This window comes from Cupriavidus sp. SK-4 (assembly GCF_000611125.1).
Taxonomy (GTDB): Bacteria; Pseudomonadota; Gammaproteobacteria; order Burkholderiales; family Burkholderiaceae; genus Cupriavidus; species Cupriavidus necator.
Genome location: NZ_JFJW01000152.1, coordinates 1 through 21292, shown reverse-complemented (window position 1 = coordinate 21292; position 21292 = coordinate 1). Strand labels below are relative to the sequence as shown.

Below are 21292 nucleotides of genomic sequence, written 5' to 3'. Positions count from 1 at the left end.
GCGCAAGGGGAATACAAGCATGAAGACCATCGGGCTAATCGGCGGCATGAGCTGGGAATCTTCCGCCGAGTATTACCGGCTGATCAACCAGGGCATGAAGGCGCGCCTGGGCGGGCATTGCAACGCCCGCAGCATCATGGCCACGGTTTGTTTCGAAGAAATCAAGGCACTGCAGCACGCACAACAATGGGACGAGCTTGGCAGGTGCATGCAGCAGGCGGCCCTACAACTGGAGGCGGGGGGAGCAGACTTCGTGCTGCTCTGTACCAACACCATGCACCGGGTAGCGCCGCAGATTGAGTCAGTGCTGAAGGTTCCCTTCGTACATATTGTCGACCCCACCGCGCAGGCCCTGCGTCAAGCCGGCATCAGGCGTGTAGGCTTGCTCGGTACGCGCTTCACCATGGAACAGGATTTCTACCGTGCACGGATGAGCGACTTACACGGCATCGAAGTGCTGGTGCCGGATCAGGCCGACCGCGAGTTGGTGCACCAGGTCATCTATGACGAGTTGTGCCATGGCATCGTGCGAGATGCAGCCCGCGCCGACTACCAGCGCATTGTCTCTAGCCTCCAGGCGCAAGGTGCAGGCGGCGTGGTTCTGGGTTGCACGGAAATCGCGCTGCTGATCGGACAGGATGACGTTGCGCTGCCGGTATTCGACTCGACCGCATTGCACGCACAGGCGGCAGTGACGCTGGCGTTGCGGGAGGACAAGCGCGATTGAGGTTTGGGGGCTTTCCCGGCTCGGCCCGGATCCAGCGCTTGGAAGCATGCAGACTCCCAAAACTATGGGCTAGCGCCGCTCAGTCCTTCATTTCTCCCCTTCCTCCAACTCTGTGCCGCCGCGGCGTACCGCGTCCCGCCACCCTCACCTTCAAATGAGTGGCGCGCATGAACCTGGTAAGGAGTCAGTAATGGTCGATGCAATCGAAACCAACGCGTGCCTGCATGAGGTGCGTGCCGGCATTGATGGTGTGCTCGTGCTGCAAAGCGTGCGCTCGGAAGCGTGCTTCAGCGCGCTCTGCCTGCTTGAAATGGTGAAAGCAAAGCTGGATGCCTTGATGGCAGCTGGGCCGCTTGCGGCATAGCAGTGCCTCTGGTCTGGCGGTGCTTCGGCACGTCACCCAGTCTGAAAGCCGCATCAAGCGTGGCCGTTCGATCGGATCTGCCGGTCGGAATCTGCCAAATTGCCCGTTCATGGAATTTGCCAGACACTGTCTGGCAAATGTGCGCCCAAAACATCACTTGATCTCACCACGGACAGCCCTTTCGCGCTTCACAGCACAGCTAGTACGGCGTCACCGCTGCGGCTCCTGTTGCTTGTCGCCACACGGGTTATGCAAGTGCACATCCCCGTCGTGACGATGTATGTGCAATTCGGCGTTCTCTCGCCTGGCCACGTCCCAACCCGCAGCGATTGCCGCTTCCATGGTCGGAAATTTCTGGGCCCTTATATTGAGGCCGCCGAACTCCAATGCCCAACCATCTTCTGCGGGCAGAACGCGAATGATCCGCGATTGCATAATGACCCCTCTCTAGATTTCCCGCGACATACAGCGGGCGTCGCGTACTGTCGAGCAAGAACACGTTCCCGCGGACAAGCGTGGCTGGGTAAGGGCCGGGATCATCCGCGAGGAACCGCATTGAGGGTACGTCGTGCATCGCTGTACATGTGTCAACGAACACACGAGCAAGACTGCTGTTGCATGGGCGGGCACCTTTCGGTGCCATACGAGCAGAAGACGCAGCAATCACCAGCCTTGGGCCTTAGCATCGCGTGGCAGCGCTCGCACTCATAGCACCACTGGCAGGCATCAATGGGCATGGTTTCTTCTTTTGCATGCGCGCACTTGGGGCAGGTGATGATTGACTGCAGCTTGACGGCGCTCATCGTCTCTCTTTGCCTCACTGCCGATGGGCAGTAGACGGTCACCGTGCCTGGCGCCCCGATCCCCGGCGTTGCCCATCGCAATGCAATCCACCCTTCCCGTATGTGCAGTTTAGGCGTAGCCTAGGTCCGTACCAAGGTACGGAGTCAAGCGATGGACCACACACTAACAATCGGGAAGCTGGCCAAGGCGGCTGGCGTTGGCGTGGAGACGGTACGCTACTACCACCGGTGCGGCCTGCTGCCGGTGCCGGAGCGTGCCTATGGCGCCATTCGCCAGTATTCGCAACAGAGCCTGCAGCGGCTTCATTTCATTCGCCAAGCCCAGTCGCTCGGGTTCACCCTGGATGAAGTCCGAGTACTGCTGCGACAAAGCGATGGCGGCACGTGCAGCACAGCCCGCGCACTGGCCGAGCAAAAGCTCAGTCTTGTGGAGGAAAGACTGAAGGATTTGCGACGATTGCGAGCTGAACTGAAGAATCTCATTGGGCAATGCCACGCCAATGGCAATGAGGCTTCTTGTCCCTTGATTGACACTTTGTCTGCCAACATGAGATCTGAGAACGCTCGTGACGGAACTTGCCGACCTTAAGATCGGCACCGTGGTGCCGACACCATTCCCACGCAGTTTCTTCCGCTCAGCGCAACGATCGGAACGCAGATCGTAGCTCGGCGCTGAACAACTCCGGTTCCTCCCAAGCCGCGAAGTGACCGCCTTTGGCAACGTGGTTGTAGTAGATCAGGCTTGGATAGGCTCGTGCCAACCACTGCCTCGGTGGCCGGTAGACCTCGCCAGGGAAGACGGTCACTGCCACTGGAACGGTGATGGGGGAATTCTTTGCCGGAGCGACACTGGTTTCCCAGTAGATCCGCCCGCTCGACCCGCCTGTATTTGTGAGCCAGTAGAGCGAGATGTTGTCAAGGATCGCGTCACGGCCCAGTGCTCGCTCAGGATCGCCACGCGTGAATACCCAGTCGGCCAGCTTGTCATAGATCCACGCTGCCAGCCCCACTGGCGAATCGTCCAGGCCAAAGCCAATGGTCTGCGGCCGCGTTTGCATGATGGCCGCATAACCGAACCCCTTGTTGAGAAAATCCCTCGCCTCGTCGAACACCTGCTTTTCTTCGGGGGTCAGGCTTGCCGGCGCAGGCTCCCCGCTTTTCAGCGCCATGGCTATTGCCGGCGGCAAGGTCGTGGCGCGCTCGATGCGGTTGACGTGGATGCCAAGCAGCCCTTCAGGCGCCAGACGGCCAAGTGCGTCGGAGATGATGGCGCCCCAGTCGCCTCCCTGCGAAACGTAGCGCGCATATCCGAGCCGCTTCATCAGCACGTCCCAGGTGCGGGCGATGCGATCCGGATTCCAGCCGGTGTCCTTGGGCTTCTGTGAAAAGCCGAAGCCGGGAATCGACGGAATCACCAGATGGAACGCGTCGTTTGCAGTGCCGCCGTGCGCCGTGGGGTCCGTCAGCGGGCCAATGACATTGAGCAACTCGAAGACCGACCCTGGCCAGCCGTGGGTCATGATGAGCGGCATCGCGTTTGCATGGCGCGAGCGGACATGGATGAAATGAATGTCCAGGCCGTCGATGTTCGTCACAAACTGCGGCCAGGCATTAAGTTTTGCCTCGGCCTTGCGCCAGTCATAGCCCGTTGCCCAGTAGCGCATGAGCGGCTGGAATTTTTCAAGCTGCACGCCCTGTGACCGATCGCCGACTGTTTCCGGATCGGGCCAGCGCGTAGCGACAAGGCGGCGGCGCAGATCGACGAGGGCCGCTTGCGGGACGTGCGCACGGAATGGGCGGATCGCATCTGATGCCACGGGAAGCCCGGATTTTTCCTGCGCAGCGGCAGTCAGGGGCGGGTAAAGCATGGAGAGCGCTACCGTCGCCACGCCGCCCAATAGTAAAGTCCGGCGCGACGGGTCGGGAGCCTGGTTGGACCATTCCGTGTTCATTGCAAGCCTCCCTTATTCTGCAGTGGCCGATCCAGATTGCCTGGCTGGCACCGCCAGAGGCACACCCTTCCTGACGATGTATGTTGCCAGTTCGGACGCCTTGCCGCTGCCGACGTTGCGCGCCGAATGGGCACTCCCGGCCGGAATGAACAGCGAGTCACCGGCCTTCAGCGTGACAGGCGGCTTGTCGTCGAGCTGGTATTCCAGCGTCCCTTGCAGGACATAGGCGATTTCTTCGCCGGGGTGCGAGTGTTTCGGTGCGAATGCGCCGGGATCAAAGTCGACGCGTACCTGTACGCCCTCACGACCGGGCACGCTGAGGTCGCGCTGGACCAGATCGGTGCGGTGGACTCCCGGCGTTTGCGCTTGAGCCGTTGGTAGAAGCAAACCGTTGCCGGCGATAAGCAGGGCCACGGCGAAGATTCGGGTCATTTTCATGGGCAGGTTTCCTTGTCGTGCTTAACGACGGATGGGAATCATGGGAGGGTTCGTGGCACGCATCGGCGAGAATCGACCAATGCGTGCGAAGCGGAGAGGGGCTCTTATTTGTCGTGCGGGATCCGGTCGTCCTCAGACGATGTTGATCTCGACATCGATATTCCCGCGCGTGGCCTTGGAGTACGGGCAAATCTGGTGTGCGGCCGTTGCGAGGGACTGGGCAACCTCGCGGTCGAGGCCAGGCAAACTGACATTGAGCCGCGCCGCCAGAAAGTAGGCGTCTCCGGCCTGGCCGAGATCCACTTCAGCATCAACGGCCGCGTCGGCCGGAAGCGCGACCTTGGCCGCCTGTGCCGCCCTGCCGATTGCGCCAAGGAAGCAAGCCGACCAACCAGCGCCCAGGAGCTGCTCCGGATTGGTACCGCCGCCGTTGCTGCCGGGTCCTGAGAGGTCGATGACCAGACGGTCGTCGGAGCTGCGGGAATTTCCGTTGCGGCCGCCGGTAGTGTGGGTCTTGCCGGTGTAAATCACTTTATCCAATTGGTTGATCATCGCGGGATGTTCCAGGTTAAGGGTGTTGTTCGCCACACGGGATTGAGCGTCGTCCGGGGTGGCGCCTGCGGACGACGCTCAATCAGGGCAACTGGCTGCGCGGGGCCCGCTCGTAATGCGGGCTTACCGGAATGAGGCGCGAATCTCTGCCACGGTTTGCTGGGGGTCCTGCAGGTGCGGGTAGTGCCCAATCCCGTGAAGCAGGGTGAACGCTGCATGGGCCTTCTCGGCGAACTCGATGCCCATGTCCTTATCGATGTAGATGTCTTTCTCACCCCAAATTACCTTCACGGGCGTCTTGAGCTGGCCCAGGTTCGCCTCGAAGTACTCCTGGTCCCGCGTGAAGTGCGAGTAGTAGTGATAGAAGGCGTCCGCTGACGTCATCTCCCCGTGGCTCCATCCGCGCGACATGTCGTCCTTGAGTTCGCCGGATACGTCGAACTGCGCTTCCCTGGACAAGCCTCGCCTGTAGGCATTCTGGAGAACATCCTCGCGATTCTTGTTCAGCTGAACACGAGCCAGCTCGGCCGAAGGTTGCGACTTCAGGCTCTGCAGGCTCTCGTACATGTAACGAGGTCTGTTGAACGGGGCGAAGTCGCCCACGATGATCGTCCTGGCAATGTCCGGTTCTTCGAGAGTCAGGAGAAGAGCAGGCAAGGCTCCGATATCCGTTGCGTAGATCGTGAGCTTCGACGTGTCGATGCCTGCCTTGCGGATGTACTCCTTCAGAACCCGGGCATAGTCTCTGGGCGCATAGGAAAACTTGTCGGCCGTTGGTCGTGACGAAAGGCCGTAGCCAGGCCAGTCGATGGCGTGTACTTCGTAGTCATCGCCGAGAGCCAGGGCAATGTCCTTCCAGGCGTACAGGGTCTCCGGGAATCCATGCAGGAAGAGAACGCTCCCTTTCGGGCTGGGGTTGTGCACCACCATCGTTCTGAGCGAGATGTCCGTGTCGAGTTTGATGAATCCGATCTCGGCTTTCTGTACCGGCTTGTGGGCGTGGTGGGCGCATCCCGACGCAATCAAGGCGCCGAGGACGAGAACGGAGGCAAGCAGCCGCTGCAGGAATGACCTGGACATGTCAGTGGTGGCTCAGTGAATCAGGCGATCGACCTGCGTTTGCAGACGCGGACCGACCAGGAGAATGGCGGGAATGACGATCACGTATCCGATGCCCCAGGAACGCAGCCACTTCAGGGCAAATCCTTCCGAGAATCCGAGATTGAGAGTAAGGAGGACGAAGGAAATAATCCCTGTCGTCACGACTCCCATCGACAGGGCGAATGCGACTTTCCGTTTCAGCTGCACGCTCATGGTTGCTTCCTTTGGCAGATAAAATACCGATTGGTATATTTTTGGTCAAAAAAAATCACTTCAGATCGACGATGGTTTTTTCTACCGCCGACATCACGGCCTTGCTGTAGCCAGCGTTGCCTGTGAGGCGAGAGATCATGATGGCGCCCTCGATCAATGCAATCAGCGTGACGGCCGTCTGCTCGGCATCGACGTCTTTGCGGAACTCCTGCGAAGCAATCCCTGCCTTGATGACTTTGGCCAGATGCGTCTTCCAGCCCCGGAAAGCCTCCATGGCTTTCTCGCGCAGGGCCGGGTGCGTGTCGTCGGCTTCAATCGCTGTGTTGAGCAGCGGGCATCCCCCCACGGGGAATTCCTCAGGCAGGCTTTCATACACGCCTGTCAATGCGAGCAGCTGCTCCTTGCTGGTTTCTCTCGTGGCCATTACGGCCCGGACTGCCGCCTGCGCCTGCTTCCAGTTGTGATCGAAAGCAGCGAGGGCCACTTCCTCCTTGTTGGCAAAGTTGCCGTAGACGCTGCCTTTCGTCAGCCCGGTGGCCTCCGTCATATCGGCCAGGGACGTACCGGCATAGCCCTTGACGTTGAAGATCGGGGCTGTCTTCTCGACGATGAACTGGCGGGTTCGCTGAGCTTTATTCATGGAAGCTAGAATATACCAATCGGTATTTTTGTCAAGGACATCGATGAATCCGCTCGGAGTGATCCCCGCTGCCCCCGTCATCTGCCGATGCCTGGAATTCAGGCGTACCGCTTGATCACTTGATGCAGGCGCCCGCAAGCCGTCGCTTGCTGCGCTTCGATGGCGGTGGCGACGCCAAGAAGCAGACCCGACCGTTTCGTGGCGGCAGCGCCGTACCAAGGTGAGAGGGGGGCGGGAGCGAGTCCGTAGGCAAAGGCTTCGCGAGCGACAGCCTTATCGTCGGCGCCATCTGGCAGTCGAAGTACGACGGCCAGCCCGGCGGGATAGGCCTGAAGGCCTCGGGATGCGAGGTTGCCGAGCAGCGCATTGCTCCGGCAAGCATAGATTCGCTTCATCTTGCGCAGGTGCCGCAGGAAATGGCCATCGCGCATGAATTCCGCCGTAGCGGCCTGCACCGCGGGCCCGGGAGCGGGAGCAAGGCAGGCCACTGCCTCATCGAAGCGGGGAACCAGCGCCGGCGGCGCAACCACGAAGCCGAGTCGCAGCGTTGGGCTGATCGTCTTGCTGAACGAGCCGATATGGATGACCCGCCCGAACTGGTCCTGTGAAGCCAGGGCTGGGGCGGCGCGGCGCCTCAGTTGCAATTCGCCGAGGTAGTCGTCCTCGATGATCCATGCGTCCGTGTGTTTCGCCCAATCAATGAACTGGACCCTGCGTGGAAGCGACAAAGTCGGACCCAATGGCGCTTGCTGGCCTGGTGTCACCAGCGCCAGGGCGGCATCCGGCGCATATTTCTCTCCATACGACACGTCCATCCCGTCTTCGTCAACGGGAATCGGGACCGTGGCAATCCGGGAGATCTCGAGTGCCCTGCGGCTCGGCAGGTACCCCGGATTTTCAACCCACGCAGTTCGCCCTTCCGCACGCAATACCTGCAACGTAACGCCAAGTGCCCCGGAGAAACCTGCCGTGATAAAAATCTGCGAGGGGCGACATTCAATGCCTCGCGAGAGCGCCAGATGCGCGGCAATCTCTCGCCTGAGCTCGTGCTCGCCGCGTGGGTCCGGATAGACAGCGGGCGCTTCGACTTCATCGCGCACAGCGCGCGCGCGCAGTCGCGCGACCAGGGTTGCGGGAAAGCAATCGGAAGCTGGCACCCCCATCTGGAAGACCGCCGGCCCGGGAAGAAAATGCTGGTACAGGTCTGACTGCAGATCCGTCTCGATCGACCTTGACCGCTCTGCTGGCGGAATCCTTGCGGGATGGTCGGCCACCCTGCTCCCCCCGGGCCGGGACGCGACGATCAGTTGCGCATCCGCCAGGCGCTCGTACGCCGTCTTGACCGTGCCCCTTGCCACACCCAGTTGCGCCGCGAGGTCGAGCCACGAAGGCAGCCTGGCACCCGGCGCCAGTACGCCGCTCTCGATGGCGCCGGCTATCCCGACACGAATCTGCTCAGCCAGCGAGGTCTTGGCTGTCCGGTCCAGTTTGAAGTCGAGGATCGTGCTCATGGCCCATGGTACATCCGAAATTTCGTTTTTTGGTTCTTTCTTATGAACCAGGCCGGGCGCATGATGCTTTCACCAAAGAGATCACCAAGGAGATCAAGGATGAAACTCAAGCGCATTCTTTTGCCATTGCTGGCCGCGACCGGGATGGCCGCTGCGGGCCTCGCCGCCGCGCACGGATCTGGAGAAACGGTTAAACCGAACTTCTCACACGCGATCCCGAACATCCCGGGCAAATCGCTCATTGCCGTGGAAGTGCTCTACCCCCCTAGCAGCGCCTCGTTGCCACACCGCCATGCCAAGTCGGCGTTCATTTATGCCTATGTCGTCTCGGGCAGCATCGTCAGCAAAGTCAATGACGGGCCAGAACGCACCTACAAAGCGGGCCAGAGCTTCTACGAGGAGCCAGGTTCAAGTCACCCGGTCAGTCGCAATGCGAGCAAGACGCAACCGGCCAAGCTGCTGGCCGTTTTCGTCATCGATTCTGACGATAAAGAACTTACCACCAACGACAAGTAGGAGTCTGAAATGAGACTGGATTACACGAAAACGTCCCCCGGCGGCGTAAAAGCCTTTGGCAGTGTCTATGGCTACATCATGCAGTCGGGCCTCGACGAGGGATTGGTCCAGCTGGTCTATCTGCGCGTGAGCCAGATCAACGGATGCGCATATTGCCTCGACATGCACACGCGCGATCTTGTCAAAAAGGGCGTCAAGATCGAAAAGCTTGCACTGGTGCAAGCCTGGCATGAAGCCGGCGGCCTGTTCAGCGAACGTGAAAAGGCTGGCCTTGCATGGGCCGAGTCAGTGACTCGCGTTGCCGATACGCACGTTCCTGACGAGGTGTTCCAGGCAGCCGCGGCAGTCTTCAGCGAAAAAGAGCTGGCCGACCTGACGATGGCCATCAGCCTGATGAATGCGTTCAATCGCCTGGCGATCAGCTTCCGCCGCGCGCCGGAAGCTGCGCTCGCGCTCAAGGACTGATTGGAACGCCATACCAAGGCGGCGCGCGGCGCAGATGCGGCCGATGCGCAGCTCATCGCCGCCGTATTTACCGCTGCGATCTGCGCATGCGGCGCCATGACCCGCACCACCCATCTGTTCAGGAGTTGAACATGAAATCGATCTTTTCCCTCGCCACAACACCGACCCATGTGGCTACCCCCGACATCGGCCTTGTTGCGCTGGCCCCTGGTCGTGGAACGCCCCACCCTGCTCGGCGGAATATGCCGTTACTTCAGGCGCGCCCCAGGTTACTCCCCAACCTGTAGAGATCTCTACACTATTGAAGCCTGGCCTACAGCCATCTAACATGCCGCCATGCCTGCCATTGCCGTGCGCTTTGCCCAAGCCGGTGCCTTCGAGTCCGGCGCATGCTGTTCTTGTACGGCGGGGTCGCCACGGGCGCTCTCACTGACGGCATGAGACGACCGGAACACGGATGCCATTGCGATGCGCACACCTGAAGACCCGGCCATGACTGTCAGCAGAGGCTGGCTTGCGCGCCTGGTCCTGCCCGCAGGCGTTCATCCCGGAGCCTTGCCGCTTCTCGTCGGCCGCGCGCTGCGAGGCTTCTGTGATGGCTTTATCGCCGTGCTGTTGCCGGCGTACCTGCTGGCCCTCGGTTTCGCGCAACTGGCAGTGGGACTGGTCAGCAGCGCCACCTTGATCGGCTCGGCACTGGCGACGGTCCTGGTGGGCGTCATCGGCCACCGCTATCCGCAGCGCAGGCTGCTGGTGTCGGCGGCTGCGCTGATGGCCGCGACCGGCATCGGCTTCGCCGGGCTGTCCTCCCTCTGGCCGCTGTTGCTGGTCGCATTCGTTGGCACGCTCAACCCCAGCTCCGGCGATGTCAGCGTCTTCCTGCCGCTTGAGCATGCCGGTCTTGCCGATTCAGCCTCCCCCGATGCCCGCACTGCGCTGTTCGCCCGCTACAGCCTGACCGGCGCCCTCTGCGCCGCCATTGGCGCGCTGGCGGCGGCGCTGCCGGACTGGCTCGCGGCGCAGCTTGGAGTTCCTGTCCTCGGCGCGCTGCGCGCCATGTTCATTGTCTATGCCCTGACCGGCGCCGCACTCTGGATCCTCTATGCCCGTATGCCAGAGCCGCCGCCGCACCTGGCAACGGCGAGAGTCCCGCTGGGACCGTCGCGCCGGATCGTTACCCGCCTTGCCCTGCTCTTCAGCGTCGACGCATTTGCCGGGGGCCTGGTGGTGAATTCCCTGCTGGCGCTCTGGTTGATGCAGCGCTTCAGCCTTTCCATTGGTGCCGCCGGGCAGTTCTTTTTCTGGGCCGGGCTGCTCAGCGCCGGCTCCCAGCTCGTGGCTGCGCCGCTGGCTCGCAGGTTCGGTTTGCTGAATACGATGGTGTTCACCCATATCCCATCCAGCCTCTGCCTGATCGCGGCCGCGTTCTCCCCCTCCCTGCCGGCGACCCTGGCGCTGTTGCTCGTACGCAGCGCGCTGTCGCAGATGGATGTACCGACCCGGACCGCCTATGTCATGGCCGTGGTGACGCCGCCCGAGCGGCCCGCGGCGGCAAGCCTGACCGCCGTGCCCAGGAGCCTGGCTGCCGCATTCGGCCCGACCCTGGCGGGCGCGCTGCTGGCCATGGGCTGGGTCGGGACGCCGCTGGTGGCCTGCGGCGTGCTCAAGATTGCGTACGACCTCGCACTCCTTGGTGCGTTCCGGCGGGTCAAGCCTCTCGATTGACGTAGCTGGGGCCCTTGTGTGATCGAGGCGCGTGTCACACGATCCATCCCGCAAGGGCGGCGCCATAGTCGTGCCGGGCGGTCTCGTTGCCATCTCGATCGAACGTGACGAGGACCGCTCCGTCGCGACTGGCCTGGGCGCACGCAGCCACCACGGCAGCCTCGCGGGTGGGATGGTGCGACTCTGCGTTTCGCGCGCTCTCGTAGATGACATCCCATCCGTCACGGTAGCGGACGACCTGGAGTTCGGCAGACATGGGGCTCCTTTGCCAACCAACGCATTTCATTGACCAGCGCCGATCGCGCTCTCAGTGGGCAAGCCTGTCAACGCATTGAGGTTGGAATGCGGAAGAATAGACGACAAGCGCAGGGCGTACACGACTGGTGCGCGGCTGATACACCTTGAACTCGGCCGGGATCTGCGCATGCGGGGCATTGACCAGCGTGACGGGTACCCGGGAGCGCCGCATGATCCTGGCCGGAGTGCCGGCGCCTGCAAGGAGCAGGACCCGCGACCAGGCTGACAGGCCCAGCACAATACCGTCGCATTCGCACACTTGTGCGGCGTTCAGGATCGTATTCGCGGTCGAACCAACGCCTATCTGCGCCACGTAGTCCACGCCGGAATCGTCAAGGACGTCGGTTGCACGTGCCAGTGCGGCTTCCCCTTGCTTGCGTTCCAGCTCCCGCAGCTTGTCGAGCGCGTGGTAGGCACAGACCCTTCCATGCTCAATCGGAACTTGCACGTTGAGCAGCACGATCTGCGCAACGCTGCCCTCTCGATAGAGGAACGCTGCATGCCGGACAGCCCACAGCGAGCTGTCGGAGCCGTCCACAGCGACGAGGAGTTTGATCATGGCGGTTCAGCACTGGTAGCGGGGCTGCCCCGGCGAATTCGCCGACACAGCTGATCCCATGCAATCAGCGTACGCGAGGGAGCGTTTACCGCGCATCAAGATATGGCGCCATCGCGTAAAGATTCGATAAAGACGCGTCGGGCCGGCGCAGCACCTCAGCCAACAGCAGTGGCGTTGCCACCGCTCATCACGATCGAGAGCGGCCTAAAAAGTGCGCTTTGGTTCGCGTGCGCAAGCCGTTCGCCCGAATCTTTATACGTTCTTTATACGCACCGGCCACCTTTCTACCCTGTTTTTACGACCCCGTCGCTAATCTGCAAGCCGAAACCATTCAAGGGTGCTTTGTCATGGACGGGATCTTTTTGATCGTATTGATTGGCTTTGCCGTGCTGAGCGCGGCCCTGCTGGGGCTTTGCGCCGTGCTTGCGCCGAAATCTCCGGCAGGCAGCGAGCACGGCGGCCCGCATAGCCAGATGCTGGTGAAGAACAGCGCTTCGGACAGGGGGTTGTGATGAGCTGGACGGATCTGTTGAGCAGCGTGCTGGCCATTGCCATTTTTGTTTACCTCCTCATTGCGTTGTTCCGGCCGGAGAAATTCTGATGTCCTCCCAATTCGTGGGCCTGCTGGTCCTTTATCTCGCCATCCTGCTGGCGTGTGCCCCCTTTCTCGGACGCTATATCCGGCGCGCTGTGGAAGACGGCAACTATTCGCTGACCGTCTGGGGCCGACCGCTGGAACGGCTGCTGTATCGCCTGGGCGGCGTGCGTGCCGATACCGAGATGGGGTGGAAGCAGTACACCATCGCAGTGCTGGCGTTCAACCTGCTTGGCGTGGTGGCAGTCTATGCGCTGCAGCGCCTGCAGGGCGTGCTGCCGCTCAATCCGCAGGGCTTTGGTGCGGTTTCGCCGGACTCGGCCTTCAACACGGCGATCAGCTTTGTCGCCAACACCAACTGGCAAGGCTATGCCGGCGAGTCGACCATGGGCTATCTGACGCAGATGCTCGCGCTCACCGTGCAGAACTTCCTGTCCGCGGCGACCGGCATCGCCGTGGTGTTCGCGCTGATGCGCGGGTTCGCGCGCCAGAGCGCAGCCACCATCGGCAATTTCTGGGTCGACATGACGCGGGTCACGCTGTACGTGCTGGCGCCGATCGCGACCGTGATTGCACTGGCGCTGGTCAGCCAGGGTGTGATCCAGAACTTCGATGCCTACAAGGAAGTCAGCCTGGTCACGCCGGTTGAGTACAGCCAGCCGAAGCTCGATGCGGCCGGGCAGCCGGTGCTCGATGCACAAGGCAAGCCGGTGACGGAAGACCTGAAGACCGACAAGCAGTCGCTGGCGATGGGCCCGGTTGCCTCGCAGGAAGCCATCAAGATGCTGGGCACCAACGGCGGCGGCTTCTTCAATGCCAACTCGGCGCATCCGTTCGAGAACCCGAATGCCCTGGCCAACCTCATCGAGATGCTGGCGATCTTCCTGATCCCGGCGGCGCTGTGCTTCACCTTTGGCGAAATGGTGGGAGACAGGCGACAGGGTGTGGCGGTGCTTGCCTCGATGACAGTCATCTTTGTCGCGATGGCCTGCCTGGCGGCGATGTCCGAGCAGATGGCCAACCCGGCGCTGGCCGGAATGCCGGTGGATCACGCCGCGTCGCTGTTGCAGGCCGGCGGCAATATGGAAGGCAAGGAAACGCGCTTCGGCATCGCCGCTTCGGCACTGTTCGCCACCATCACGACCGCGGCGTCGTGCGGCGCGGTCAATGCCATGCATGACTCCTTCACCGCCATCGGTGGCCTGGTGCCGATGCTGCTGATGCAGCTGGGCGAGGTGGTGTTCGGCGGCGTCGGCTCCGGGCTGTACGGCATGCTGGTCTACGCCGTGCTCGCGGTATTCATCGCCGGACTGATGATCGGCCGCACGCCGGAGTACCTCGGCAAGAAGATCGAAGTCTACGAAATGAAGATGACGGCCGTGGCGATCCTGGTCACGCCACTGCTGGTGCTGCTCGGCACGTCGGTGGCGGTGATGACCGAGGCGGGGCGCGCCGGTGTGTTCAATCCCGGCACGCACGGCTTCTCGGAGATCCTGTACGCGCTCTCGTCGGGGGCCAACAACAATGGCAGCGCCTTTGCGGGCTTGTCTGCCAACACCCCGTTCTACAACACGCTGCTGGCGGCGGCGATGTGGTTTGGCCGGTTCTGGATCATCATCCCGGTCCTTGCGCTGGCGGGCTCGCTGGCAGCCAAGAAGCGCGTGCCCGTGAGCGGCGGCACGATGCCGACGCACGGCCCGCTGTTTGTCGTCCTGCTGGTGGGCACGGTGCTGCTGGTCGGTGCGCTGACCTATGTTCCGGCGCTGGCGCTGGGGCCGGTGGCCGAGCAACTCCAGGGCGCGGTGACGGCAAGCGCGGCGAAGTAAAGCGACGACTGACGACGAAATATCGAGCATTCCTACACGTCCGGACCCAGCCCTGCCTCACCGATGCAGGTGCCGGATGGCTCTAGCGGATTGCGGAGAAACCATGCAACAAGATTCGATGGCCCCAGTGGCCAAGCGCGGCGCCAACACAGTAGAAGCGTCATCCTCCAACACGCTTCAGGCGAAGAGCGCGCCGGTGTCAGACCGGCAACACGGTTCCCACCATCATCGCCCGCCGGCGCGCAGCATGTTCGCGCCGGAGCTGGTGAAGCCCGCGCTGGTCGCGGCCTTCAGGAAGTTGTCGCCGCGCGACCAGCTGCGCAACCCGGTGATGTTCGTGGTCTACGTGGGCAGCATCCTGACCACCATCCTTTTCCTGAAGGCAATGGCCGCGCCGGCGGCAGCGCCTGGTGGAGAATCCGCGGGCTTCATCCTGGCGGTTTCGGTGTGGCTGTGGTTCACGGTGCTGTTCGCCAACCTTGCCGAGGCACTTGCCGAAGGCCGGAGCAAGCAGCAGGCGGAAGCGCTTCGCGGCCTGAAGACCACGGTCACCGCACGCGTGCTGAAGGACGGCAAGCGTGGAAGTGCCACCGAAGCGCGCCCCGCGACGGCGCTGCGCCGCGGCGACGTGGTGCTGGTGCAGGCCGGCGAGATGATCCCCGGCGACGGCGAAGTGATCGACGGCGTGGCCTCGGTCGACGAAAGCGCCATCACCGGCGAATCGGCGCCGGTGATCCGCGAGTCGGGCGGCGACTTCTCGTCGGTGACCGGCGGTACGCGCGTGCTGTCCGACTGGATCGTGGCGCGCATCACGACCAACCCGGGCGAGAGCTTCATCGACCGCATGATCACGATGGTTGAAGGCGCCAAGCGGCAGAAGACGCCGAACGAACTGGCCCTGACGATCCTGCTGGTCGGGCTGACCATCGTGCTGCTGCTGGCCACGGCCACGCTGCAGCCGTTCTCGCTCTACAGCGTCCTGGTGACGAAGGCTGGCGTGCCGGTGACGATCACGGTGCTGGTGGCCCTGCTGGTTTGCCTGATTCCCACCACGATCGGCGGGCTGCTGTCAGCCATTGGCGTGGCGGGTATGAGCCGGATGATGGAAGCCAACGTGATTGCCACCTCGGGCCGTGCTGTCGAAGCCGCCGGTGACGTGGACGTGCTGCTGCTCGACAAGACCGGCACCATTACCCATGGCAACCGCCAGGCATCGCGCTTCATCCCGGCCCCGGGCGTGTCGCAGCTGCAGCTCGCGGAAGCGGCATGGCTGTCGTCGCTGGCCGACGAGACGCCGGAAGGCCGCAGCATCATCACCCTTGCCCGCCAGCTTCCGGGGCTGACGGCGCCGGTGATGGCAAGCATGAAGCCGGAATTCGTGCCGTTCAGCGCCCAGACCCGCATGAGCGGAGTTGACCTGAGCGATGGCGGCGGCGAGCGTCACGTGCGCAAGGGTGCGGCCGATGCCGTGCGCCGCTACGTCACGGAACGCGCCGGCAAGTTCCCCGATGCGGTCTTGCAGGCCGTTGACGAGGTCGCCTGCGCCGGCAGCACGCCGCTGGTGGTAGCCGACGCCAACAGCGATTCGGTGCGCGTGCTTGGCGTGATCGAGCTGAAAGACATCGTCAAGACCGGCATTCGCGAGCGCTTCGGCGAACTGCGCAAGATGGGCATCAAGACCGTGATGATCACCGGCGACAACCGGCTGACGGCGGCTTCGATTGCGGCGGAAGCAGGCGTTGACGACTTCCTGGCCGAAGCCACGCCGGAAGCCAAGCTCAAGCTGATCCGCCAGTACCAGACCGAAGGGCGGCTGGTCGCGATGACCGGCGACGGCACCAACGACGCCCCGGCACTGGCCCAGGCCGACGTGGCCGTGGCAATGAACAGCGGCACCCAGGCGGCCAAGGAAGCCGGCAACATGGTGGACCTGGACAGCAACCCGACCAAGCTGATCGAGATCGTCGAGATCGGCAAGCAGATGCTGATGACGCGCGGCTCGCTGACGACCTTCAGCGTGGCCAACGACATCGCCAAGTACTTCGCGATCCTCCCGGCGGCGTTTGCCACCACCTATCCGCAGCTCAACTTGCTCAATGTGATGGGGCTCGCCACGCCGGCATCGGCCATCATGTCGGCTGTGATCTTCAACGCGCTGATCATCGTCGTGCTGATCCCGCTTGCGCTCAAGGGCGTGGTCTACCGGCCACTGGGCGCCGCGGTGCTGCTGCGCCGCAACCTGCTGATCTACGGTCTTGGTGGCATCCTGGTCCCGTTTGTTGGCATCAAGCTGATCGACATGATCCTGGCCCTGTTTGGCTGGGTCTGATTTTCTCCCACGATTCGGAGCATTCATGAATACGCAAGTGCAGTCCCGCCAGCCGTCGCCGGCACCCGTGCAAGGTGGCTTGTTGCGGCCCATGTTGGTGGTGTTCGTTGGCCTTTCGCTGGTGACCGGCCTGCTGTATCCCGGCGTGATCACGGCAATCTCCAAGGCCGTGTGCCCGCATCAGGCAGCCGGCTCGCTGATCGAGAAGGATGGCAAGACAGTTGGCTCGGAACTGATCGGCCAGCCGTTCTCCGACCCGAAGTACTTCTGGGGCCGCCTGTCGGCCACGGCGCCGATGCCGTATAACGCCGCGGCTTCGGTGGGATCCAACCTGGGCCCCACCAATCCGGCGCTGACCGACGCCGCACGCGCGCGCGTCGACGCCCTGCACGCCGCGGATCCGGACAACCAGGCCCCCGTGCCGGTGGACCTGGTCACGGCATCCGGCAGCGGGCTCGACCCGCACATCAGCCCTGCGGCCGCGGAGTACCAGGCGGCACGCATCGCCCGCGCCCGGGGGATTCCGATCGAGCAGGTGAAGCAGCTGATTGCAGAAAATACGGACACGCCGCTGCTGCCGGTCCTGGGCGACCCGGGAGTCAATGTCCTGAAGCTGAACCTTGGATTGGATGCCATTGCACGGAAGTAACCCAGTGCCGGGATGCGGATGCGAGGCAGAACTGGTTTGCAAGGATAGAGGGTGAGCCTTCCGATGTCTGATGCCGAAATGCGCGAAGCCGGCGCGCGCCCCGACCCCGACGCCCTGCTCCAAAGGGTGCAGGAGGAAGGCGCTCGCACCTCGCGCGGCAAACTCAGGGTCTACTTTGGCGCTTCCGCCGGGGTGGGCAAGACCTTCGCCATGCTCACCGCCGCGCGGGCGGCGTCCGCGCAGGGCACCGATGTCGTCATCGGCATCGTGGAGACCCACGGCCGCGCCGAGACCGAAGCGCTGATCTCCGGGATCGAGCGCTTGCCAATGAAGGACGTGCCGTACCGCGAGCGGGTTCTGCAGGAGTTCGACCTGGACGCTGCGCTGGCGCGGCATCCGGCCCTGATCCTGGTTGACGAACTGGCCCATTCCAACGCACCGGGCAGTCGCCATCCCAAGCGGTGGCAGGATATCCAGGAACTGCAGGCTGCCGGGATCGACGTCTGGACCACGGTCAATGTGCAGCATCTGGACAGCCTGAATGAGGCGGTGGGCGGCATCACCGGCATCCGCGTCTGGGAAACCGTGCCGGACGTTGTCTTCGACGGCGCCGACGAAGTCGTGCTGGTGGACCTTCCGGCAGACGAGCTGCTGCGCCGGCTGAAGGAAGGCAAGGTCTATCTGCCGGAGCAGGCGCGACATGCGGCGCGCAATTTTTTCCGGAAGGGAAATCTGATCGCCCTGCGCGAGCTGGCGCTGCGCCGGACCGCCGACCGGGTGGACTCCGATGTCCGGGCATGGCGTCAGTCCGAAGCCGTGCAAGGCGTGTGGCGGACCCGGGAGGCCGTGCTGGCTTGCATCGGTAGTGGTGACGATGCCGAGCAGGTCGTCAGGAGTGCGCGCCGGCTTGCCGGCCAGCTCGATTGCGACTGGCATGTGGTGACCATCGCCACACCCAGGCTGGCGCCCCCGTCCGATTTCGCCAAAACTCGCCTGCAGACGGCCATGCGGCTCGCAGAGGAGTTGGGCGCACGCACCGAGACCCTGGCAGGCAACGACATGGTCCAGGCAATCGTGGGGTACGTTCGCCGCCACAACCTGACTAAAGTGGTCATCGGCAGGGCGCCGGCGGACTGGCGCCGGGGCGGCGCCTCCGTTGCGGAGCGGGCCCGCGCCCTTCTCGGCCTGGCCTTGACGCCATTCGTGAACGCGCCGGCGTGGTTGTTCGGCCGCCGCAGCTTTGCCGATGCGCTGGCGATCGGCTGTCCGGAGATCGACATCATCCGCGTTGCGGCAGACACAACGCGGGTCGATCTTCGTCCGCGCCATGGCACTGACGAGCCAGACGCGCCCGCGCCAGGCGACGGGGCCACGCGCAGAGACTATCTGTGGGCAGTGGTATGGTGTGCCGGTGCCACGGCGTTGTCGGCGCTCGCGTTTCCATGGTTCGACGTCGTCAACATTGCCATGCTGTTCCTCGCGGCGGTGGTCGGCGTCGCGCTTCGCCATGGCCGCGGACCTGCGGCACTGGCTTCGGTATTGGCCGTTGCCGCTTTCGACTTCTTCTTCGTACCGCCGCGGCTGTCGTTCGCCGTCAGCGACGTGCAGTATCTGCTGACGTTCCTCGTGCTGCTGTCCGTGGGGCTGGTCATCGGGCAACTGACGGCCGGTTTGCGCGAACAGGCGCAAGTGGCGGTGCAGCGCGAGAACGATGCCCGCACGCTGTACGAACTGGCCCGGGAACTCTCCGCGGCGCTGATGCCGGACCAGATTGTTTCGATCGCCAGCCGTTTCCTGCGTGCCGCCTTCGATGCCAATTCAGCCTTCTTCCTGGTTTCCCCGGAGGGCCGCTTGCTGCCGCCCGTGTCTGACGTCGAACAGCATGACACCGGGGCGCGAACCGACTCGATCGACCGTGTACTGGCAGAGTGGGTATTCGATCACGGCCAGCCCGCCGGCACCGGCACGCACACATTGCCAGGCAGCACCGTGCTGTATCTGCCATTGAAGGCGCCGATGCAGACCCGTGGCGTGCTGGCGGTCGAGCCAGCGGTATCACGCGCCTTTGCGCAACCTGCGCTGCGGCGCCAGGTCGATGTGTTCTGCACGCTGATCGCGATCGCCATCGAGCGCTTGCATTACGTCGAAGTGGCGCAGCAGGCCTTGCTGTCGATGGAGTCAGAGCGCCTGCGCAGTTCATTGCTGGCCGCTGTCTCCCATGACCTGCGAACCCCGCTGACCAGCCTGATCGGCATGGCGGAAACCATGCAGCGCAGCGATCCCGGGCTGACGCCGTCGCTGGCCGATACCGCGGCCGCCATGCTGGAACAGGCCAGGCGCATGCGGACGATGGTGGTGAACCTGCTGGACATGGCCAAGCTGCAGGGCCGGGAAGTCCGGACCAGCAAGGAGTGGCAATCGGTGGAGGAGCTGGTTGGCGCCAGCCTGGCTGCCATGCGCGAAGCGCTCGAGCACCACCGCGTGGTTGTCGCCGACTTGTCCCGGGTTCCCCTGGTCGAATGCGACGCCGTGCTGATCGAGCGCGTGCTGTGCAACCTGCTGGAGAATGCCGCCAAATACACGCCTGCCGGCACGGAGATCCGGCTCTCGGCCGCGCCGGTCGACGACGAGATCAGGATTGCGGTAGAGGATGATGGCCCGGGCGTGCCCAAGGGCAAGGAACGGCAGATCTTCGAGAAATTCACGCGCGGTGAGCGCGAATCCGCGACCGCGGGCGTCGGCCTGGGCCTCGCCGTATGCGAGGCAATCGTGCAAGCCCATGGCGGGCGCATCTGGGTGGAACCCGCGCAACGGCCAGACCGGCCCGGCGGCCAGGCGGGCGCGCGCTTCCTGGTAGCGTTGCCGCGTGGAAATCCGCCAGCGGTGGAGCCGGAGCAGACTGATACCTAGAGAGAGAGAGAGAGAGAGAGTTGATGCCATTTGATTTTTCCCCGACAGTCTTGCTGGTTGAGGATGAGCCGCATATCCGGCGCTTTGTCCGCTCGACCCTGGAGTCCGAAGGTTGCACGGTGCACGAGGCGGAATCGCTCAAGCGCGGGCTGATCGAGGCAGGCACCCGGCAACCTGACCTCGTCATTCTCGACCTGGGGTTGCCGGACGGAGACGGGGTGCAATTGATCAGCGAGATCCGTACGTGGACTGACGTACCGGTGCTGGTCCTGTCGGCACGTAGTGGAGAGGCCGACAAGATCGGTGCGCTGGATGCCGGCGCGGATGACTACCTGACCAAGCCCTTTGGCGTTGGCGAACTGGTCGCACGCCTGCGCGTGCTGCTGCGCCGGCATGCCAGGGCCAACGCACAGGGCTCGCACCAGATCATGTTCGGCGACGTGCAAGTTGACCTGGCCAGCCGCGTCGTCACCCGTTCCGGACAGCCCGTGCATCTGACGCCGATCGAGTATCGTCTGCTGGCGGTCCTGATCGCCCACCGCGGCAAGGTGATGACGCACCGGGAATTGCTGCGGGAGGTGTGGGGGCCCTCTCAGGCCGACAGCAGCCAGTACCTGCGCGTCTATATGGGACATCTGCGGCACAAGCTCGAAGCGGATCCGGCGCGGCCCGCTCACTTGCTGACGGAGGTCGGTCTGGGCTACCGGTTTGCCGGATAACGCCCGAATCCAGGCCGCATTTATTGCATTTGTACGCGGGCACCGCGGCTTTTGATACCGTTTTTACGCGTCAGGCCATATCGTGGCGAGGCTCCCTGCAACGGGGATTCCTTCAACTCTCGTCACAACAACAATGACTGACCTGCGCCATACCGCGGCCGCGCTGCTCGCCTGTTCCGCTTCTTCCATCTTCATCTTCGCTGCCATGCCCGCCATGGCGCAATCCCAGCCTGACGCCGAGGCGCCTGCAGCGGCTCCGGCATCGCCACATACGTTCACGGCCAACGTATCGCTGGTCTCGGACTACCGTTACCGCGGCATCAGCCAGACCAACCTGCGGCCCGCGATCCAGGGGGGCTTTGACTATACGCACGAAAGCGGCTTCTACGTGGGCAACTGGA

At 63.3% G+C, this 21292-nt stretch carries 26 protein-coding genes; 15 read left to right on the top strand and 11 right to left on the bottom strand.

Annotation, left to right across the window (positions count from 1 at the left end; all coding sequences use genetic code 11):
• Window positions 1-19: 19 nt before the first annotated feature.
• Entirely contained in the window at window positions 20-727 is a 708-nt protein-coding gene (locus CF68_RS30170) for an aspartate/glutamate racemase family protein (protein WP_035826222.1), read from the top strand.
• 190 nt (window positions 728-917) lie between these two features.
• On the top strand, window positions 918-1091 hold the full coding sequence (locus CF68_RS37820) for a hypothetical protein (protein WP_200872612.1): 174 nt from the start codon (window positions 918-920) through the stop codon (window positions 1089-1091).
• A 210-nt stretch (window positions 1092-1301) separates the two neighbouring features.
• Here CF68_RS37820 and CF68_RS36705 read toward each other — a convergent pair whose 3' ends face one another.
• Complete coding sequence (locus CF68_RS36705) at window positions 1302-1526, bottom strand: DUF2188 domain-containing protein (protein WP_084187541.1); 225 nt, start codon at window positions 1524-1526, stop codon at window positions 1302-1304.
• A 152-nt stretch (window positions 1527-1678) separates the two neighbouring features.
• Complete coding sequence (locus CF68_RS38800) at window positions 1679-1894, bottom strand: GDCCVxC domain-containing (seleno)protein (protein ID WP_084187539.1); 216 nt, start codon at window positions 1892-1894, stop codon at window positions 1679-1681.
• A gap of 151 nt (window positions 1895-2045) precedes the next feature.
• Here CF68_RS38800 and CF68_RS36695 point away from each other — a divergent pair, with 151 nt between their 5' ends.
• Window positions 2046-2483, top strand: a complete 438-nt coding sequence (locus tag CF68_RS36695; protein WP_084187537.1) for a MerR family DNA-binding protein — start codon at window positions 2046-2048, stop codon at window positions 2481-2483.
• A gap of 46 nt (window positions 2484-2529) precedes the next feature.
• Here the strand turns inward: CF68_RS36695 and CF68_RS30160 are convergent, their stop codons facing one another.
• The 7 genes from CF68_RS30160 to CF68_RS30130 all read right to left on the bottom strand — a co-directional run bounded on the left by CF68_RS30160 (window position 2530) and on the right by CF68_RS30130 (window position 8301).
• Window positions 2530-3846: an epoxide hydrolase family protein gene (locus tag CF68_RS30160; protein WP_035826220.1), complete on the bottom strand. Its 1317-nt coding sequence runs from the start codon at window positions 3844-3846 to the stop codon at window positions 2530-2532.
• Window positions 3847-3858: 12 nt separating this feature from the next.
• Entirely contained in the window at window positions 3859-4284 is a 426-nt protein-coding gene (locus CF68_RS30155) for a cupin domain-containing protein (protein WP_035826218.1), read from the bottom strand.
• 132 nt (window positions 4285-4416) lie between these two features.
• Window positions 4417-4836, bottom strand: a complete 420-nt coding sequence (locus tag CF68_RS30150; protein WP_035826215.1) for an organic hydroperoxide resistance protein — start codon at window positions 4834-4836, stop codon at window positions 4417-4419.
• A 123-nt stretch (window positions 4837-4959) separates the two neighbouring features.
• On the bottom strand, window positions 4960-5916 hold the full coding sequence (locus CF68_RS30145; protein WP_035826213.1) for an alpha/beta fold hydrolase: 957 nt from the start codon (window positions 5914-5916) through the stop codon (window positions 4960-4962).
• Window positions 5917-5928: 12 nt separating this feature from the next.
• Entirely contained in the window at window positions 5929-6150 is a 222-nt protein-coding gene (locus CF68_RS30140) for a DUF2798 domain-containing protein (protein WP_035826210.1), read from the bottom strand.
• 55 nt (window positions 6151-6205) lie between these two features.
• A complete protein-coding gene (locus tag CF68_RS30135) occupies window positions 6206-6871 on the bottom strand; it encodes a TetR/AcrR family transcriptional regulator (protein WP_235205938.1) in 666 nt (221 codons plus the stop codon).
• Between the two features lie 17 nt (window positions 6872-6888).
• The gene (locus tag CF68_RS30130; protein WP_035826208.1) at window positions 6889-8301 is read right to left on the bottom strand and encodes a PLP-dependent aminotransferase family protein; all 1413 of its coding nucleotides are present in this window, start codon (window positions 8299-8301) and stop codon (window positions 6889-6891) included.
• 99 nt (window positions 8302-8400) lie between these two features.
• On the opposite strand from CF68_RS30130, the gene CF68_RS30125 reads away from it, so the two are divergent.
• The 4 genes from CF68_RS30125 to CF68_RS30115 all read left to right on the top strand — a co-directional run bounded on the left by CF68_RS30125 (window position 8401) and on the right by CF68_RS30115 (window position 11007).
• On the top strand, window positions 8401-8817 hold the full coding sequence (locus tag CF68_RS30125; protein ID WP_035826205.1) for a cupin domain-containing protein: 417 nt from the start codon (window positions 8401-8403) through the stop codon (window positions 8815-8817).
• A 9-nt stretch (window positions 8818-8826) separates the two neighbouring features.
• Window positions 8827-9282 (top strand): carboxymuconolactone decarboxylase family protein, encoded by a 456-nt coding sequence (locus CF68_RS30120; RefSeq protein ID WP_035826203.1) that lies wholly within the window; start codon window positions 8827-8829, stop codon window positions 9280-9282.
• The gene (locus CF68_RS39030) at window positions 9283-9411 is read left to right on the top strand and encodes a hypothetical protein (protein WP_255351159.1); all 129 of its coding nucleotides are present in this window, start codon (window positions 9283-9285) and stop codon (window positions 9409-9411) included.
• Between the two features lie 339 nt (window positions 9412-9750).
• On the top strand, window positions 9751-11007 hold the full coding sequence (locus tag CF68_RS30115) for an MFS transporter (RefSeq protein WP_035826200.1): 1257 nt from the start codon (window positions 9751-9753) through the stop codon (window positions 11005-11007).
• Window positions 11008-11041: 34 nt separating this feature from the next.
• Here the strand turns inward: CF68_RS30115 and CF68_RS30110 are convergent, their stop codons facing one another.
• Entirely contained in the window at window positions 11042-11263 is a 222-nt protein-coding gene (locus tag CF68_RS30110) for a DUF2188 domain-containing protein (protein ID WP_035826198.1), read from the bottom strand.
• Between the two features lie 51 nt (window positions 11264-11314).
• A complete protein-coding gene (locus tag CF68_RS30105) occupies window positions 11315-11863 on the bottom strand; it encodes a universal stress protein (protein WP_035826196.1) in 549 nt (182 codons plus the stop codon).
• A gap of 347 nt (window positions 11864-12210) precedes the next feature.
• Between CF68_RS30105 and CF68_RS37570 the strand changes: the two genes are divergently transcribed.
• From CF68_RS37570 to CF68_RS30070, 8 genes are all read left to right on the top strand, one after another.
• Window positions 12211-12375, top strand: a complete 165-nt coding sequence (locus CF68_RS37570; protein ID WP_161786883.1) for a hypothetical protein — start codon at window positions 12211-12213, stop codon at window positions 12373-12375.
• The gene (gene kdpF, locus CF68_RS30100) at window positions 12375-12464 is read left to right on the top strand and encodes a K(+)-transporting ATPase subunit F (RefSeq protein WP_035826193.1); all 90 of its coding nucleotides are present in this window, start codon (window positions 12375-12377) and stop codon (window positions 12462-12464) included. The genes CF68_RS37570 and kdpF overlap by 1 nt, the downstream gene beginning before the upstream one ends.
• Window positions 12464-14284 carry a potassium-transporting ATPase subunit KdpA gene (gene kdpA, locus CF68_RS30095; protein ID WP_035826191.1) on the top strand — a complete coding sequence of 607 codons (1821 nt, stop codon included), beginning with the start codon at window positions 12464-12466 and terminating at the stop codon, window positions 14282-14284. Before kdpF ends, kdpA begins: the two co-directional genes overlap by 1 nt.
• Window positions 14285-14387: 103 nt before the next feature.
• Window positions 14388-16613, top strand: a complete 2226-nt coding sequence (gene kdpB, locus CF68_RS30090; RefSeq protein ID WP_035826188.1) for a potassium-transporting ATPase subunit KdpB — start codon at window positions 14388-14390, stop codon at window positions 16611-16613.
• Between the two features lie 25 nt (window positions 16614-16638).
• Window positions 16639-17262 carry a potassium-transporting ATPase subunit KdpC gene (gene kdpC / locus CF68_RS30085; RefSeq protein ID WP_051591753.1) on the top strand — a complete coding sequence of 208 codons (624 nt, stop codon included), beginning with the start codon at window positions 16639-16641 and terminating at the stop codon, window positions 17260-17262.
• 63 nt (window positions 17263-17325) lie between these two features.
• Window positions 17326-20172 carry a DUF4118 domain-containing protein gene (locus CF68_RS30080; protein WP_035826185.1) on the top strand — a complete coding sequence of 949 codons (2847 nt, stop codon included), beginning with the start codon at window positions 17326-17328 and terminating at the stop codon, window positions 20170-20172.
• A gap of 23 nt (window positions 20173-20195) precedes the next feature.
• Complete coding sequence (gene kdpE, locus CF68_RS30075; RefSeq protein ID WP_035826184.1) at window positions 20196-20891, top strand: two-component system response regulator KdpE; 696 nt, start codon at window positions 20196-20198, stop codon at window positions 20889-20891.
• A gap of 133 nt (window positions 20892-21024) precedes the next feature.
• Window positions 21025-21292: TorF family putative porin (locus tag CF68_RS30070; RefSeq protein ID WP_035826181.1), on the top strand; the 268-nt coding region annotated here is incomplete at its 3' end.